Source organism: Aeromonas sp. R7-2 (genome assembly GCF_040908105.1).
Lineage (GTDB): Bacteria > Pseudomonadota > Gammaproteobacteria > Enterobacterales > Aeromonadaceae > Aeromonas > Aeromonas caviae.
The window spans coordinates 132,424-146,758 of sequence record NZ_JBFODC010000020.1 but is presented as its reverse complement, the minus strand read 5'-3'; the positions used below and the strand labels follow the sequence as shown (position 1 = coordinate 146,758).

The 14,335-nt window shown below is 60.2% G+C and carries 19 protein-coding genes; 2 read left to right on the top strand and 17 right to left on the bottom strand.

Annotated features, from left to right (window positions below):
- Positions 1-57: 57 nt before the first annotated feature.
- From tauC to AB5Y47_RS06040, 5 genes are all read right to left on the bottom strand, one after another.
- Complete coding sequence (gene tauC / locus AB5Y47_RS06060) at positions 58-888, bottom strand: taurine ABC transporter permease TauC (protein WP_102948679.1); 831 nt, start codon at positions 886-888, stop codon at positions 58-60.
- Positions 885-1,652: a taurine ABC transporter ATP-binding subunit gene (gene tauB / locus AB5Y47_RS06055; RefSeq protein ID WP_368220012.1), complete on the bottom strand. Its 768-nt coding sequence runs from the start codon at positions 1,650-1,652 to the stop codon at positions 885-887. Before tauB ends, tauC begins: the two co-directional genes overlap by 4 nt.
- A gap of 16 nt (positions 1,653-1,668) precedes the next feature.
- Positions 1,669-2,643 carry a taurine ABC transporter substrate-binding protein gene (gene tauA, locus AB5Y47_RS06050; RefSeq protein WP_042014206.1) on the bottom strand — a complete coding sequence of 325 codons (975 nt, stop codon included), beginning with the start codon at positions 2,641-2,643 and terminating at the stop codon, positions 1,669-1,671.
- 288 nt (positions 2,644-2,931) lie between these two features.
- Complete coding sequence (locus AB5Y47_RS06045; protein ID WP_010673688.1) at positions 2,932-4,035, bottom strand: ElyC/SanA/YdcF family protein; 1,104 nt, start codon at positions 4,033-4,035, stop codon at positions 2,932-2,934.
- Between the two features lie 149 nt (positions 4,036-4,184).
- Complete coding sequence (locus AB5Y47_RS06040) at positions 4,185-5,078, bottom strand: LysR family transcriptional regulator (RefSeq protein ID WP_368220011.1); 894 nt, start codon at positions 5,076-5,078, stop codon at positions 4,185-4,187.
- A 100-nt stretch (positions 5,079-5,178) separates the two neighbouring features.
- On the opposite strand from AB5Y47_RS06040, the gene AB5Y47_RS06035 reads away from it, so the two are divergent.
- Together AB5Y47_RS06035 and AB5Y47_RS06030 are read left to right on the top strand one after the other, a co-directional pair.
- Positions 5,179-5,667, top strand: coding sequence for a DMT family transporter (locus tag AB5Y47_RS06035; RefSeq protein ID WP_103261420.1), 489 nt, complete (start codon positions 5,179-5,181; stop codon positions 5,665-5,667).
- A gap of 10 nt (positions 5,668-5,677) precedes the next feature.
- Positions 5,678-6,112, top strand: a complete 435-nt coding sequence (locus tag AB5Y47_RS06030) for a DMT family transporter (protein ID WP_368220010.1) — start codon at positions 5,678-5,680, stop codon at positions 6,110-6,112.
- A gap of 272 nt (positions 6,113-6,384) precedes the next feature.
- Here the strand turns inward: AB5Y47_RS06030 and AB5Y47_RS06025 are convergent, their stop codons facing one another.
- The 12 genes from AB5Y47_RS06025 to trpB all read right to left on the bottom strand — a co-directional run bounded on the left by AB5Y47_RS06025 (position 6,385) and on the right by trpB (position 14,258).
- The gene (locus AB5Y47_RS06025; RefSeq protein ID WP_010673692.1) at positions 6,385-6,627 is read right to left on the bottom strand and encodes a DUF3297 family protein; all 243 of its coding nucleotides are present in this window, start codon (positions 6,625-6,627) and stop codon (positions 6,385-6,387) included.
- Between the two features lie 102 nt (positions 6,628-6,729).
- Positions 6,730-6,909, bottom strand: coding sequence for a hypothetical protein (locus AB5Y47_RS06020; protein WP_139736969.1), 180 nt, complete (start codon positions 6,907-6,909; stop codon positions 6,730-6,732).
- A 178-nt stretch (positions 6,910-7,087) separates the two neighbouring features.
- Positions 7,088-7,375 carry a hypothetical protein gene (locus AB5Y47_RS06015; RefSeq protein ID WP_081396122.1) on the bottom strand — a complete coding sequence of 96 codons (288 nt, stop codon included), beginning with the start codon at positions 7,373-7,375 and terminating at the stop codon, positions 7,088-7,090.
- Positions 7,376-7,531: 156 nt separating this feature from the next.
- Entirely contained in the window at positions 7,532-7,990 is a 459-nt protein-coding gene (locus tag AB5Y47_RS06010; protein ID WP_103260459.1) for a DUF6678 family protein, read from the bottom strand.
- A 109-nt stretch (positions 7,991-8,099) separates the two neighbouring features.
- On the bottom strand, positions 8,100-8,477 hold the full coding sequence (locus AB5Y47_RS06005) for a hypothetical protein (protein ID WP_113725068.1): 378 nt from the start codon (positions 8,475-8,477) through the stop codon (positions 8,100-8,102).
- Between the two features lie 202 nt (positions 8,478-8,679).
- Positions 8,680-9,099: a hypothetical protein gene (locus tag AB5Y47_RS06000; protein ID WP_144034704.1), complete on the bottom strand. Its 420-nt coding sequence runs from the start codon at positions 9,097-9,099 to the stop codon at positions 8,680-8,682.
- 302 nt (positions 9,100-9,401) lie between these two features.
- Positions 9,402-9,590, bottom strand: a complete 189-nt coding sequence (locus AB5Y47_RS05995) for a hypothetical protein (protein ID WP_048208017.1) — start codon at positions 9,588-9,590, stop codon at positions 9,402-9,404.
- 85 nt (positions 9,591-9,675) lie between these two features.
- Positions 9,676-10,071, bottom strand: coding sequence for a DUF2750 domain-containing protein (locus tag AB5Y47_RS05990; RefSeq protein ID WP_368220009.1), 396 nt, complete (start codon positions 10,069-10,071; stop codon positions 9,676-9,678).
- A gap of 105 nt (positions 10,072-10,176) precedes the next feature.
- Positions 10,177-10,434, bottom strand: a complete 258-nt coding sequence (locus AB5Y47_RS05985) for a hypothetical protein (protein ID WP_324035218.1) — start codon at positions 10,432-10,434, stop codon at positions 10,177-10,179.
- A gap of 156 nt (positions 10,435-10,590) precedes the next feature.
- A complete protein-coding gene (locus AB5Y47_RS05980) occupies positions 10,591-11,274 on the bottom strand; it encodes an alpha/beta family hydrolase (protein WP_147273913.1) in 684 nt (227 codons plus the stop codon).
- Between the two features lie 987 nt (positions 11,275-12,261).
- Positions 12,262-13,068 (bottom strand): tryptophan synthase subunit alpha, encoded by an 807-nt coding sequence (trpA, locus tag AB5Y47_RS05975; RefSeq protein ID WP_113725446.1) that lies wholly within the window; start codon positions 13,066-13,068, stop codon positions 12,262-12,264.
- Positions 13,065-14,258 carry a tryptophan synthase subunit beta gene (gene trpB, locus AB5Y47_RS05970; RefSeq protein WP_010673695.1) on the bottom strand — a complete coding sequence of 398 codons (1,194 nt, stop codon included), beginning with the start codon at positions 14,256-14,258 and terminating at the stop codon, positions 13,065-13,067. Before trpB ends, trpA begins: the two co-directional genes overlap by 4 nt.
- Positions 14,259-14,335: the final 77 nt, after the last annotated feature.

The window sequence follows — 14,335 nt, the reverse complement described above, 5'->3', positions numbered from 1 at the left end:
CGTGAAGGCCCGATACCAATAGGAAAGGGAGGCGAAGGAAAGAGGTCAGCCTGTGGCTCATTGTCCTTCTCCATGCCAGGGGGTGAGCCTGCGCTGCAGGGCGCGCAGTCCCAGTTCCAGTACGAAGGCGATCAGGGCGATCACCAGGATGCCCGCCAGCACCACGTCGGTGGCGAGAAACTCGCCGGCGGATTGCACCATGAAGCCCACCCCCCGGGTGGCGGCGATAAGCTCGGCCGCCACCAGGGTGGACCAGCCCACCCCGAGCCCGATGCGCAGCCCGGTCAGGATGTCCGGCAGGGCGCCGGGCAGGATCACGTGCCAGAGCACCTGGGACCGGGATGCGCCAAGCGCCTGGGCCGCCCGCACTCGCACCGCGTTGGCGCTCTGCACCCCCGCCAGGGTCGCCAGGGCCACGGGCGCGAAGATGGCCAGATAGATGAGCAGCACCTTCGATGTTTCACCGATGCCAAACCAGATCACCATGAGTGGCAGGTAGGCGAGCGGCGGCACCGGGCGGTAGAGCTCGATGAGGGGATCCAGCACGCCGCGCACCGTGGGGGAGAGCCCCATGGCGATGCCCACCGTGATGCCAAAGAACGCCGCGGCAGCGAGCGCCACCAGGATGCGCCCCAGGCTGGCCCCCAGGTGTTGCCACAGGGTGGCATCCATAAAGCCCGTAGGGCCTGCGATGGTGATGAGCTGTGCCAGCACCCGCTGTGGGGGCGGCAGGAACAGGGGATCGACCCAGCCGAAGTGGGCCACCAGCCACCACAGGGCCAGCAGCACGAGCAGGGTGGCGAGGCTCAGGGTCAGACGGCGGGACAGGGGCCAGCCCGCTGCCCGTGCGTGGGTGAGATCCCGTTGCCGGGCGAGGGCGAGGGTCATGCGAAGGCCTCCCGCTCTGCGAACACCCGTTCCAGCACGTATTCACGGCGCTCGATGAAGGCCGGATCGGACTTGATGCTGCGGCAGGGCTCCCCGGCGGCGAAGCGGCGACCGAAATCCAGGGTCAGCCGCTCCGTCACCCGCCCGGGGGAGGGGGAGAGCAGCACCAGATCGGTGGCCATGAAGATGGCCTCCTCGATGTCGTGGGTGATGAGCAGCACCTGACGCCGGTGCTCGTGCCACAGGCGCAGCAGCAGAGTCTGCATCTGCTCCCGGGTGAAGGCGTCCAGGGCGCCGAAGGGCTCGTCCAGCAGGAGCAGGCGGGGCTGGGTGGCGAGGGCCCGGGCGATGCCGACCCGCTGGCGCTGGCCGCCGGAGAGCTGCCAGATGGCGCGATCGCCGGCCCCCTCCAGCCCCACCTGACGCAGCAGTGCCTGGGCCTGTTCGGTGCGCTCGGCTCTGGGCACGCCCGCCAGCTGCAGGCCGAGGGCCACGTTGTCTCGCACGTTGCGCCAGGGCAGCAGCCCCTCGCTCTGGAACACCACGCCGCGCTCGGCGCCGGGGCCGGTGACCGGCTTGCCCTCAAGGCTTATCTGGCCGTGGTGGCAAGGCTCGAAGCCCGCCACCAGGTTGAGGAGGGTCGTCTTGCCCGAGCCCGAGGGCCCCAGCACCACCATCAGCTCCCCCTCGGACAGGGAGAGGTTGATGTTGTCGAGCACCCGCCTGCCGGCGTACTCGGCGCACACATGAGAGAGCTGCAGCATGGTCGTCTCCTTGGATTTACTGGGCCACGGCTTTCACGAAGCGATCGGTCACGAACTGGCGGTAGTCCGAGGCGGCGTTCGCGACCTTGCCCTGGCTCTCGAGGAAGCGGGCGGTGTCGATGATGGTCTGGTTGACGAGGCGCCCGAGCTCGGCACTCTGGGCCTTCGCATCGAGGTAGGTGTTGCCCTTCACCAGAGCGGGAACGTCCGCCTCGGGAACGCCGCTCAGCTTGGCCAGCTTGGCGAGATTGTCCGGCTTGGTGAGCCAGCCGTCGGGGTTGGCCAGGTAGTCGCGCTGGGCGGCCAGGGTGCTGTTCACGAAGGCCTGCACCACTTCGGGGTGGGCCTTGGCAAAGTCCTTGCGCACCACCCAGACGTCCAGGGTCGGCGCCCCCCAGTCACCCACCTGGGCGGAGTCGGTCAGGACCTTGCCCTCCTTGGTGAGCTGGTTGAGGGCGGGGGCCCAGACATAGGCGCCGTCGATGTCGCCCCGCTGCCAGGCGGCGATGATGGCCGGTGGTTGCAGGTTGACGATCTGCAGCGTCGCGGGGTCGACGTTCCAGTGCTTGAGGGCCGCCAGCAGGCTGTAGTGGGTGGTGGAGGTATAGGGCACGGCGATGCGCTTGCCCGCGAGATCCTCGGGTTTCGCGAGCCCCTGCTTCACCACCAGGGCCTCGGACTCCCCGAGCTTGGAGGCGAGCAGGAACACCTCGATGGGCAGGTTCTGGCTCGCCGCCACCGCCAGGGGGCTGGAGCCGATGTTGCCTATCTGCACGTCGCCGGAGGCGAGCGCCCGTACCACGCTGGCGCCGCTGTCAAACTTGCGCCAATCCACGGTGGCGCCGCTCTCCCTGGCGAAGCTGTTGTCGGCCTGGGCCACCTTGGCGGGTTCGGCGGAGGTCTGGTAGGCCACGGTGACGTCGAGGGCCTGGGCGGACTGGCCGAGCAGCATGGAGGCCGCGAGCCACAGAGAGATGCCTTTTGCTGTCATGATGCACTTCCTTGTTGGGGGTGTTGGAAGCCACATCTTTATCTGAACATCCCCGGGGGCGAAGGAACGAGAAGGGTGCTCTCATGCCGTTTGGTTCTTAGAAAAAGAACGGTAAATCAATGATCTGATTGAGATATGCCAGAAAGTGGATAGCTTGCTCACCCGCCGTCTATCGGGTGGCTGGCGCAAGGGGCCAGCAGGTGCGTGCAGGGGCCAGCCACCAGGGGGCGCAGTGACTGGCAGGGGGAAGAGAGGAAAAGGCCCCGCCAGGGTGGCGGGGCCGGGGGATCAGCGCTCCACCAGCGGGGCCGAGCGGTAGCTCCACAGGCCATAGGTGCGCAGGGCGTCCCGGTAGATGCCAAGCAGCTCCTCCGGGCTTGCCTTGGCCAGGGCCGAGAGGGGCTTGTCCGGGTAGGCGACGCTGTCGATGCGGATGTTCGCCGGGCCGCTCTGCCAGCAGGCGATTTCCAGCAGGGTCTGGCCCCGGCGCACATGGCTCGCCGAGCTCACCAGGGTGGCGAACTCAATCTCGTGGCGAGCGAGGGCATAGCCGCTGTAGAGGGCGTTCTCCACCGTGCTGGTGGCGTAGTTCTCCTCGATGATACGGGAGCGGTCGATGCCCTTTTTCGCCAGCCAGTCCGCCATCAGCTTGCCCTCGGTCTGGCGGTTCTGGGGCACGCCGCCGGTGAGGATGACGAGGGCCGCCGGATCGGCCTGGGCCAGGGCGCGGGTGGTCTCGAGGCGTCCCAGCAGGATGTCGTGCATGGAGCCATCGGGATTGAGGGCATAGCCCAGGGTGACGATGGCGCGGCGCCCCTTTTTCTCGCCCCGTCCCTGACGCTCCTTGAGGGGGGTGGCGACCACCCTGTCCACGGTGGCGAACAGTCGCTGCAAGTCGGCGGCGCGACCGGCATTGAGCTCACCGACCCGCTTGAGGTAGCCATCGGATTTGGCCTGGTTGCCCTTGAAGCGCTGCCAGGTGGCCAGATAGGTGTTGATGTCCAGATCGTCCGGGGCGGCGGTGAGGGCCTGCTCGAACAGGGCGATGGCCCTGTCCACGTTGCCGTTGTAGATCTGGGCGTTGGCCGCCGAGATGAGCAGATCGGTGCGATAGGGCTCGAGCTGGTGGGCCTCCAGCAGCAGGGTGGTCACCTGCTCCATGTTGCTCGGCATCTTGGCGGTAAAGCCCGCATCGGAGACCCGGGCGGGGGAGTGGAAGATGCGGGCGGCGTCTGCCAGCAGTTGATCCACCACCTGGCGCTTGCTGATGAACTGCTCGTAATTCTGCTCCTTTTGCAGGGAGCGCACCGGGGCGGCCCAGGCATCGGATGAGACAACGAGCGGCAGCGTCAGCAGGCTGGTGAGGGTCAGGGCAATCGCGGTTTTCTTCATCATGGGGCTCCCTGTGGGGTGCGGGGCGCGATGCCGTGGCTCGTCCCCTGAATGCTTTTCCAATAAAAACAAATGTTTGGTTTGCTGCTTACTCTACTCCCTTCCCGATGAAAAAAACGTGAACCGTTCCGGTTATCCCGATGCCCCCCTCAGCGCAGCCCCAGACGTTCCTGCAGGAAGGCCAGCCAGGCCTCCACCTTGGCGGGCAGGTGGCGGCGCTTGGGATAGACGCACCAGATGCCGTGCTCGGGCAGGGCATGGTCTGGCAGGACGGGCACCAGCCGCCCGATGGCGAGATCCCGCGCCACGATGAAGTCCGGCATGTTGCCGATGCCAAGCCCCGCCAGCAGCGCGGTGTGGATGGCATCGCTGTTGTTGACCTCGAAATTGCCCCTGGGGGTGATGGCCACCTCTCCTTCGGGCCCGTGCAGCCGCCACTGGGTGCCGCCGCGAAACAGGGAGTAGAAGAGGCAGTTGTGGTGCTCGAGATCCGCCGGGATGCGGGGCGTGCCGGCCTGCGCCAGGTAGGCGGGGGCGGCGCACAGGGTGCTGAGACAGGGGGCGAGGCGGCGGACGACCAGGCTCGAATCCTCCAGCTCGCCGATGCGCACCGCCACGTCGAACCCCTCGGCCACCAGATCCTGCCGGGCGTCGCTCATCTCCAGCTGCAACTGCACCTCGGGGTGAAGGGCGAGAAACTCGGGGACAAGGGGGGCGATGTGACGCCGGCCATAGACCATGGGCACCGTCACCCGCAGCAGGCCGCGGGGGGCCGATTGCAGGGCGCCGATGGCATCTTCCCCGTCGCTGGCCAGGCGCACTGCATGGCGCACCGTCTCGAAGTAGCGCTCCCCCGCCTCGGTCAGGGTGAGGGAGCGGGTGGTGCGATAGAGGAGCTGGCAGCCGAGGGCCTGCTCGAGCTGGCTCACCTTCTTGCTCAGCACCGACTTGCTGAGGCCGAGCTGACGGGCGGCGCCGGAGAAGGTGCCCGACTCCACCACGGCGACGAAGGCCGGGAGCAGGGCGAAGGCTTCCTGGTTCATGTTGTTCTCGTTATGGAAACAATGTTGTTCCAGGAGGGTAGATTATCCCCAAATCAAAAACAATTTACCCTGCTCGTCAGTTCAACCAAGGAGCAACCCCATGATCCCCCCGCTTGTTGACCGCGGCCCCGGCCGCCCCGCCCTCGGACAGACACTCGGCCAGACCCTGGGCGCCCTGGCCGCCTTCGCCGCCGGCCTGCTGCTGGCGCTGATGATCGCCCAGAACGGCGCCCTGTCCCGCGCCACCGACCCCTGGCTCGCGAGTTGGCTGGCCCACGGGGTCGGCACCCTGGTGGCCGGGCTCCTGTGGTGGCTCTCCCCAAGGCCCCCGACGCCGGAGGCGGCCCCGCCCTGGGCCTGGCTCGGTGGTCTGCCGGGGGCGCTCACCGTGGTGCTGGCGGCCCTGTGCCTCAACTCCCCCCTCGGCATGGCGGGCACCCTGGCCCTGCTGCTGCTCGGCCAACTGCTGTTTGGTGCCCTGTGCGATGGCCTCGGCTGGCTCGGACTGGCTCGCCGCCGCCCCTCGGGAAAAGACGCGCTCGCCGCCCTGCTGGTGCTGGCCGGCGCCCTGCTTATCGTGCTGCATTAGGAGAGACACCATGACCTTATTGATCCTGCTGGGATTGCTGAACGGCGTGGCGGTGAGCCTGTCGCGCACCCTCAATGGCCGCCTCGCCAGCGCCCGGGGCGCCATGACGGCGTCCCTTGCCAACCACCTGCTCGGCTTCGGGCTGCTCGGCGCCCTGCTCATCCTCAAGGGGGCGCCCTGGGAGCGGCTCGCCGGGCTCGATCCCTGGCTGCTGCTCGGCGGCGTGCTGGGGGCGCTGTTCGTCGCCATCAGCAGTTGGGCTGTCGGCCGGGTCGGCGCCCTGGCCTGCGCCCTGCTCATCGTCACGGGCCAGCTGGCGGGGGGCGCCCTGCTCGATGCCCTGGCCGGACGGCTGGCCGCGAACGATCTGCTCGGCATCCTGCTGGTGCTGGCGGGTGCTGCGCTGCAACGCTGGCAGGGCGGCAAGTCGCGCTCCCGAGGGTGAGTGATGCTGTGATGGCCTGGGTAAACCGGCAGGGATGACAGGAGCGCCTCCCTGCCTGGATGCCAAAGGCGGCCTGCCAGCCGGATCAGGGCCCAGATGAAAAGGAAAAGTCGAAAGAAAGGGAGGGAAAGGAAGACAAAGGAAGGCAACAGAGAGCAAAGAAAGAGAGGCGCCTGTAACCCTGGGCCGCCCTTAACAGCAGAACACCGGCGCAAGGCCGGTGTTCTGAACAGCATGGCGGCGGGCCCGGCGGGGCGCGCGGTCAGGGCCGCTTAGGCGTAGAAAGCCTCGACGGTTCCCTTGACGGTGATCAGCATGGGGTTGCCGTAGCGATCCTTGGCCTTGGGGGAGGGGATCTTCACCCAACCTTCGCTGATGCAGTACTCCTCGACATTGGTGCGCTCCTTGCCGTTCACGCGAATGCCGATCTCGTGCTCGAAGCACTCCGCCACATGGTGCGGGCTGCGCGGGTTGGCCGCCAGACGGTCGGGCAGTGCAGGTTTGTTGTCGCTCATTTTATTTACCTGAGAGTGATAAAAAGTGGGTCATTGTAGGCAATGCCCGCCATGGGCTCAAGGCTGCGTCTGCGCAGCCTTGAGAATCTGTGATGAGGTCGGTCAGGAGGCGCGCCAGGCCTTGATCCTGCCATAGGTGGTGCCAGCCAGAGTGACAAGAAACATGACGACATAGCTTAAGAGCGGCGGGTCGAAATAGAGATCCTCCGGCAGGCTGCAAAGATAGAGGAAGGCAACCGCCAGAAGCGGTGTCAACAGAAGTTGGATAAGTGTTCTTATCATGGGGCGATTCACTTATTGGATGCGAAATATGGAGGATCAGGCGCTTGTCGCTAGCCTTTCGCTGCGTTAATCAGCCATGCCAGCTGGTGTGATTCAACGATGGGTCTTCTTCTTCGGGCATTCTATTTTGTCACGTGCGTGCTATTTTGCGATTCCGGCCTGACGGGGTGTTGCCTTGTCACTCCGGTAGTTGAGATAACCATGCGACAAACCATTCAGCAGGCATGGAGGCAGACTCTTTATTCAGTGCAACGTGGATATCCCAGTTCGTTTCTACCTCCGCGAGTATGGGCATCACGGCATCAATCTCTGCGGGGGCATCTATATCAGCGTATTTGTTCCAGAAAGCCTCACACCAGTGAGCAATGGACTCATGATGGTGAGGTGCACTTTCTGGATGGGCGCCCCATGTCAAAACCTGTTTTACATTGTCTGGCGTAAATGCCAGCTGTATTTCATCGGGCATATTGCTTTACCTGCAACATCTGGTGTGGTGACGATGGTTGATATGTCCAGTGACACGACTCTGTGTAGGGCATGTATTTGCACCAAGACATTCGTCGCTCTTTTTGGGGCGCAAGTCGTTTGCGCAATGCAGAAAAATAAGGGTCAACACAGTACGCTAGTTCGCGCAGTGGTCCTGCCGCTGCGCCTGTAGAGACTGGTTGTGCATACAGACGAAAACGGGATGGCTCTCTTTTCTCACATAGCCCCAGACCCGGATACCACGCTCCAGCATGGTAAATTTGACACCGGCCTGGCTCGCAATATGAATCGCTTCATCCGTGAAATCTTCAATATCCGGTGCCAGCAATGCCCCTCTGGAGTGAGCCTGGTATGCCAGGACATCCAGGAACTCCATGGCCCAGAAGTTGCCCCAATATTGGGCCAGTTCTGGTGTATAGCTCTTGCCATCTTCTGGAAATGTGGAACCATCCAGATCCGTTCGCCGGTATTGGAAGAACCTGTTGCTCTGATGCAGCAACGCAAAAAGACGATTCCATTTGGAATTGTTCGAAACAGACGTCATGCCTGCCTTGATAACATACTCTTTGACGGGTTCTCTATGTCGAATGTCCATCATTATCCTCCCGATCGAATGACACCTTGCCCGGGAAATCTACGCCGCCCTGTCGTGACACGACCCACTAAAACCAGATATGGGTTTGATAAACGACAGGTGTTGTAGATCACCTGTCAAGCGCCATTTTTATAACGCGGTCAAGCAGTTCTTCATCCTCATAGAGCTCGCGGTACGCGGTGAAAGAGAGGTTGCCTTCATTGTACTGTTTTTCAAAGAATATTTTTAAGCGCCATTCGTCGGGATCTGGCTTGTTGAAATCAAAGTCTATTCCACCGACAGAAGCAGTTCGGTATATATCGACACCAACACCATGAGTACGATAGACCCAATGAGTCCCTGGTATGGTCATGCTTCCCCTATGCTTTGGCTCCAATATTTCCTCTGCGGAGGCCAGATGAAAAACACGTACAAGCAGCTCTTCAGCCCACTTCCTTTGTGCATACCATAGCGGAATAAGGTTTTTGATTTTTTCCAGATTGTCCATTTTGCCTTCTCAGATTCTATGTTATGGCGTGTTATATCCAGCGGCGGCGGTCGACATGCATAACAGAAATTTGTTCTGCGGCAGATTCTGTGTTTGGGATTTGGCTTCAATATTGCCCGACCTGTTGGCAAGATGGGGTGTTCAATCCAGACCAGTGAAGGCTATGAACGTCTTGAATGACAGGCCGACAAGACAAGAGTGATCATGGGAACAACCGCTCATAAAGCTCTTGTTCAAATGGCATGCCAAACGGGCTGGCAGTCACCAGATTCTTGCTGTAGCCATGTTTGTTTCCCTGTGCAATAAACCCCAGTGGCGTACCCTTGACCAACAGGGCGACGGAATGACCGTCAGGCGCCCAACGCAGCTCAATATCGCTTTCGAGGGGCGCATCACCTTCACTACCAGGAACAACAAACTTGAGGATTGCCGGCGGTGCGTTGTTGCCGCAGTACTCATTCAGATGTTCAGGGGATGGTACCGTATTGAGCAGCCAACAGTCCGCTGCAGGGTAATCAGACCCGGAGTCTGTCATGTAGAGCCAGACCGAAGTTCCTTCATCAGCAAGAATGGCCGCCTTATGGGAAACAGGATGTCTTTCGGATAGAAAAAGGGGGTTCATTTTTGATGAGCCTCAGATTGAGAGCATGAGCGCACCATCAGATACCAGGTCCGTACCGGGATATCCGAATATGTCTGATGGAAATATATTCATGGTGAGGGATTGATACACGGCCTGGATTGCGGTGCAAACATGAACATTAACCAGGGAAATTCATATAGCGCCAGTTCACAGCGATATAATTTGTTTTTTCCAAGCATATTGACTGATTTTTAGAGCCTGCCAAATTGATAAAAATGAATCGCTACATGATCCACCTGTTATCAAAAAATTGAAAGGCATCATGGTTAAAGCATGTCTTGTCATTGACTTTCTGTTCTTTTTGGAACCAGAGCCAATATCAATGTTGCAACCGGGCCTAGCAGCAATGAAATAAAAAACCAGGCCAAACCGCTGCGATTCTTCCCTTGGGCGAGGACAGCATTGATTAGCATCAATGTCCCCCACCCAACAAAAAACTGTTTGCCGGTTTCAAGGTAGTCTGGGTTCAAAAGATGCTCCTTTTCTTTTATCTGCTGAGGTCCGAGTTCAGGCGCCGTTATGAGAAGCCCGACAGGAATGGGTGACCGCTGACACCTAGTAGTTTTCCAGCTCATATGCCAGGGCTGCCGATAACGCTTGTGCCGTCATGGTCACAGCGGCGTCCTGAGGGGTGGGGAATATTGCGAGCGGAATGCCCAGTCTGGACATTTCAGGCAACCACTCGCCTATCAGGTCGTCCAGGCCAATGATCTCAGGTTTCGCCGTTGACCAAGGACCCGTGGCACATACGCTGGCGTATTCAGGGTGAGGCCAGATGGCAAATGCTGGCTTGCCACAACCATCAATATCGCCAGACACCCAGCCGTCAGATGCACGCAATCCCCAGGCAGACTCCTGGTCTGCGACGCGTTTGATGAAATGCATGACACGCTCTGTCGACGGAAGAGCAAGGACGTTTTGCATTTCCTTTTCAGTGAGTCGGTAGCTCATATTTTCTCAATGGTTAATATAGAACCCGTGGCTGTTTTCAAGTGCCGGTTTTTGGTGAGTGGTGTGCTGCATGGTTTGCCAACAACTGGCTGCTACAGAGACATCTCAATGTTGGCAAGCGCCATTTGCTTTTTTGGATCCCAGTTTAATGGAATCGATTTTTTTACTCCCCCACCATGCGCAATTTTTTGTTTCAACCCATTGATGACGGATCTTGGCAAAATGCTCAGGTGTGGAGTGTTGATCATAATCAAAACCTGACTCGGCACCACAACATTCGCAAATATCAAAAGTGGTGCAATTTGACTCATCCAACACGGTTATATCTGTAAAGTCACAGATTGGGCATCCTTCACTTTTCAAGAATACCTCAATAGTAATTAGCCGGAAAGGCGGTAATAATAAAAAGGTGGTCTCATCATCAAAGAAGAACCACCACTGGTCAATAGGCAGGTGAACTGATTATCCCGCCTGTTTCAAAGCGTCCCTGGTCTCAACACATGCATCTGTTTATAAATATCAAGACCATTTCACCAAACCCGAGTAGTTTTCAATGGCATCAACCAATCGGGTGATAGTGGCATCATCGACAGTGAAATTATGATTCGTATCAAAATAAGAGATCTGAATATTCTCACTGAGAGGGTAGTGATCTTCTATACCCAGACCACCATATTCATCATGAACACCCTGGATAATCAGCATGGGAGTTTGGAGATTGGCCAGATGCTGATAACGTTCTGGCTCATCCTGCGAATCAGGATGTTTGAAAGGGTAGCCCAGGCAAATTATTTTCTTGAGACCCAGTTCATCGGCGATCAATGATGACACCCGTCCACCTGAAGAGCGTGCAAGCACGATGACACGCTCAGCGATACCCTGGCTGCTGATTGTCTTCTTGAGAAAATCACAACGAGATAACACAGCGTTGTCTTTCCTGTGATACAGATAGGAAAAATACGATGGGTGCAAGATACCATAGAGTACCTGTGCCGCCCGAAGATGTAATCGTTCCAGGCGTTTTGGAAGAAGACGGAGCCGTTTTACCCATTTTCTGAATGAAAAAATGAAGCCGGCCGCTGGATCCTCCCAACGAATGTCGACATTGTTTTTTCTCAATCTGGTCAGCAGGGCCTGGTTCAATGCCTCATCTCTTTGCCAATCGTCGCGGCCGACTAAAAGCAGAATTGGAGTCTTGGTCACACTCAGATCTCGATACGATGGAAAAGTCCCGGCTATGTTGCCGGATTATCGGTCGATATCGAAGCCCTTGCAGTGGTTGAACCTGCATTGAGCGCCATATTTTTCGAGTCTGGCGCCACAATCCTGGCAAGGCTACCGCCCCTGAGTTCCAGCCCCCAGTCTGCTGCCTGTCATCTGCGAGATAGCAACAATCGCTGTCATGGCCTTCTCCCGAGAGAGGGATTGTCGTTTGGATATCTTAAGGGCCCTGAACGAGGCATGGGAAGGGGTGGTTGATAGAAATCTGAGCCGGTTCAATCAATTAGTGAGCAACTGTCGTTCTAGTTGGCTGTTGGGTGAGCAGAATAGAGGGAATTCCCCTCACCCCAACCCTCTCCCGGTGGGAGAGGGAGCTTGTTTGCGGCTAGACGGGGGCTGTGGGCTGGCACGGTTTTGTCTTGATCCCCCTCCAAGCTGCCGAGTCGAGCTCAATGGGTCAGGAGCGCCGTCAGGGATGACGGCGCAGTCGCAGTTGGTACAGGGATGTACCATCTGCGGCGTTCCGTCCGACCCAGAGAGTGAGGCGAGGGAAACCGCCGTAGGCGGGCGGCTTGGTGGGGGAGAAGACCTTTGGTGACTTTGGGTCTTTCCAAAGTCACTCGCCCCAGCCCGAAGGGCGGGCGAAACCCTGTCGAGGGCAGTGCCCTCGCGTTCCATGCGGCGAAGCCGCACCGCATCAAGGGCTCAACCGCTGGCTCGGGAATTCGGCGAGAGTCTGTCGTCGTGGAACAGACGATTTCTTGCGGTGCAATGCGCTGCGCTTATTGCACCCTACGGTGCTCCATTGCATGGCGAAGCCGCGCCATCAGATCAACGTCGCGAACGTCTGATTACGCTTCGCTAATCAGACCTACAGAGAAGCCAACCGCTGATGCAGGATAACAAAAGGGAGCCTATCAGGCTCCCTTTTTGCAAACATGGCCAATGGCATCTGACCCATGCCGCCCCTTATCGATTGGTCGCGGCCTTCATCCCTTCCACAAACTCCTTCAGACGGGTGAGCATATGCTCCGGGTTCTGGTGGTGGGTCTCGATGATCTTCACCACGGCGGAGCCGGAGATGGCACCGGCGGCGCCAGCGGCAATCGCTTCACGCACCTGAGCCGGTTCGCTGATGCCAAAGCCGAGCAGGGCGGGGGGGGCGTTGAACTCGCGCAGGGTGTTGATGAGGCCCTCCACCGGCATGCCGGCCTTGGTCTCGGCACCGGTCACGCCGGCGCGGCTCACCAGATAGGTGTAACCGGAGCCGAGCTCGGCAACGGCCTTTAGCGTCTCGGCATCGCCGTTGGGCGGGGCGATAAAGATGCTGTCGATGCCGAACTTGTCGGCGGCCGCCTTGTAGGGTTCGCACATCTGCACCGGCACGTCCGCCACCAGCACCGAGTCCACCCCTGCCTGCTGGCACTTCTCGTAGAAGCCGTCGATGTGGCGCACATAGACCAGGTTCGCGTAGACCAGGAGGCCAATGGGCAGCTGTGGGTACTTGGCGCGGATGCGGGCGAGCAGGCCGAAGCAGTCATCCGGGGTGGTGTGGCTGGCAAAGGCACGCAGGGCGGCACCCTGAATGGTGGGGCCGTCCGCCACCGGATCGGAGAAGGGAATGCCGAGTTCGAGGGCGTCGGCGCCCCCTTCGACCAGGGCATCGACGATGGCCAGGGACAATTCGGGGGTGGGGTCACCCAGCATCACGAAGGGCACGAAGGCGCCCTGATTGGCCTTGTCCAGACGGGAGAAGAGTTGTGCGTAACGGTTCATGACAAGGTTCCTTCTTTTTCAAAGATGTCGGCAACGGTGAAGATGTCTTTGTCGCCACGGCCGGAGAGGTTGACGATGAGCACCTGCTCTTTTTCCGGTTCACTGCGGGCCATCTTGAGGGCATGAGCCAGGGCGTGGGAGGACTCCAGCGCCGGGATGATGCCTTCGGATTTGGCCAGCTCCTGGAAGGCGTCCAGCGCCTCCTTGTCGGTCACCGAGGGGTACTCGGCGCGGCCGATGGCGGCCAGGTGGGCGTGCTGGGGGCCGACGGAGGGGAAGTCCAGCCCCGCCGAGACGGAGTAGGACTCCTGGATCTGGCCCTGGTTGTCCTGCATCAGGAAGGAGTGCATGCCAAAGAAGACCCCCTTGCTGCCGTGACCGAGCGGCGCCCCGTGCTCGCCGCTCTCGATGCCGTGACCACCCGGCTCGACCCCGATAAGGCGAACGGAAGGCTCATCGATAAAGTCGGCAAACATGCCGATGGCATTCGAGCCGCCGCCGACGCAGGCGATCACCGCATCGGGCAGGCGCTCTTCCTTCTCGAAGCACTGGGCCTTGGCCTCTTCCCCGATCATCTTCTGGAACTCCCGCACGATGGTGGGGAAGGGGTGGGGACCGGCGGCGGTGCCGAGCAGGTAGTGGGCGGTTTCATAGTTGGCGGCCCAGTCCCGCAGCGCCTCGTTGCAGGCATCTTTGAGGGTGCTGGAGCCGGAGTGCACCGGGATCACGGTGGCGCCCATCAGCTTCATGCGAAACACGTTCGGCTTCTGGCGCTCGCAATCCTTGGCCCCCATGTAGACCCGGCACTTGAGGCCGAGCAGGGCGCAGGCCAGCGCAGTGGCCACACCGTGCTGACCGGCGCCGGTCTCGGCGATGATTTCGTGCTTGCCCATGCGCTTGGCAAGCAGGGCCTGACCCAGCACCTGGTTGGTCTTGTGGGCGCCGCCGTGCAGCAGATCTTCACGCTTGAGGTAGAGGCGGGTCTTGGTGCCCTTGGTCAGATTGCGGGTCAGGGTGAGCGGGGTCGGGCGACCGGCGTACTCGGTCAGGAGCGCCTGAAACTCGGCGATGAAGGCCGGATCGTCCTTGGCATCGACGAAGGCCTTCTCCAGCTGGAGCAGGGCGGGGATGAGGATCTGGGGCACATACATGCCACCAAATTCACCGAAAAACGGATTGAGCAGGGTCATGGTTATCTTCCTTTACATTCTGCAATTGAGATCAGGTATGAGCCTTGGCGGGCTGAGGCGTATGGCTGGGGCACATA

What these genes read in the sequence shown, in the direction of transcription:
- tauC (WP_102948679.1), bottom strand. Translation starts at nt 888, where the DNA reads ATGACCCTCGCCCTCGCCCGGCAACGGGATCTCACCCACGCACGGGCA.
- tauB (WP_368220012.1), bottom strand. Translation starts at nt 1,652, where the DNA reads ATGCTGCAGCTCTCTCATGTGTGCGCCGAGTACGCCGGCAGGCGGGTG.
- tauA (WP_042014206.1), bottom strand. Translation starts at nt 2,643, where the DNA reads ATGACAGCAAAAGGCATCTCTCTGTGGCTCGCGGCCTCCATGCTGCTC.
- AB5Y47_RS06045 (WP_010673688.1), bottom strand. Translation starts at nt 4,035, where the DNA reads ATGAAGAAAACCGCGATTGCCCTGACCCTCACCAGCCTGCTGACGCTG.
- AB5Y47_RS06040 (WP_368220011.1), bottom strand. Translation starts at nt 5,078, where the DNA reads ATGAACCAGGAAGCCTTCGCCCTGCTCCCGGCCTTCGTCGCCGTGGTG.
- AB5Y47_RS06035 (WP_103261420.1), top strand. Translation starts at nt 5,179, where the DNA reads ATGATCCCCCCGCTTGTTGACCGCGGCCCCGGCCGCCCCGCCCTCGGA.
- AB5Y47_RS06030 (WP_368220010.1), top strand. Translation starts at nt 5,678, where the DNA reads ATGACCTTATTGATCCTGCTGGGATTGCTGAACGGCGTGGCGGTGAGC.
- AB5Y47_RS06025 (WP_010673692.1), bottom strand. Translation starts at nt 6,627, where the DNA reads ATGAGCGACAACAAACCTGCACTGCCCGACCGTCTGGCGGCCAACCCG.
- AB5Y47_RS06020 (WP_139736969.1), bottom strand. Translation starts at nt 6,909, where the DNA reads ATGATAAGAACACTTATCCAACTTCTGTTGACACCGCTTCTGGCGGTT.
- AB5Y47_RS06015 (WP_081396122.1), bottom strand. Translation starts at nt 7,375, where the DNA reads ATGCCCGATGAAATACAGCTGGCATTTACGCCAGACAATGTAAAACAG.
- AB5Y47_RS06010 (WP_103260459.1), bottom strand. Translation starts at nt 7,990, where the DNA reads ATGGACATTCGACATAGAGAACCCGTCAAAGAGTATGTTATCAAGGCA.
- AB5Y47_RS06005 (WP_113725068.1), bottom strand. Translation starts at nt 8,477, where the DNA reads ATGGACAATCTGGAAAAAATCAAAAACCTTATTCCGCTATGGTATGCA.
- AB5Y47_RS06000 (WP_144034704.1), bottom strand. Translation starts at nt 9,099, where the DNA reads ATGAACCCCCTTTTTCTATCCGAAAGACATCCTGTTTCCCATAAGGCG.
- AB5Y47_RS05990 (WP_368220009.1), bottom strand. Translation starts at nt 10,071, where the DNA reads ATGAGCTACCGACTCACTGAAAAGGAAATGCAAAACGTCCTTGCTCTT.
- trpA (WP_113725446.1), bottom strand. Translation starts at nt 13,068, where the DNA reads ATGAACCGTTACGCACAACTCTTCTCCCGTCTGGACAAGGCCAATCAG.
- trpB (WP_010673695.1), bottom strand. Translation starts at nt 14,258, where the DNA reads ATGACCCTGCTCAATCCGTTTTTCGGTGAATTTGGTGGCATGTATGTG.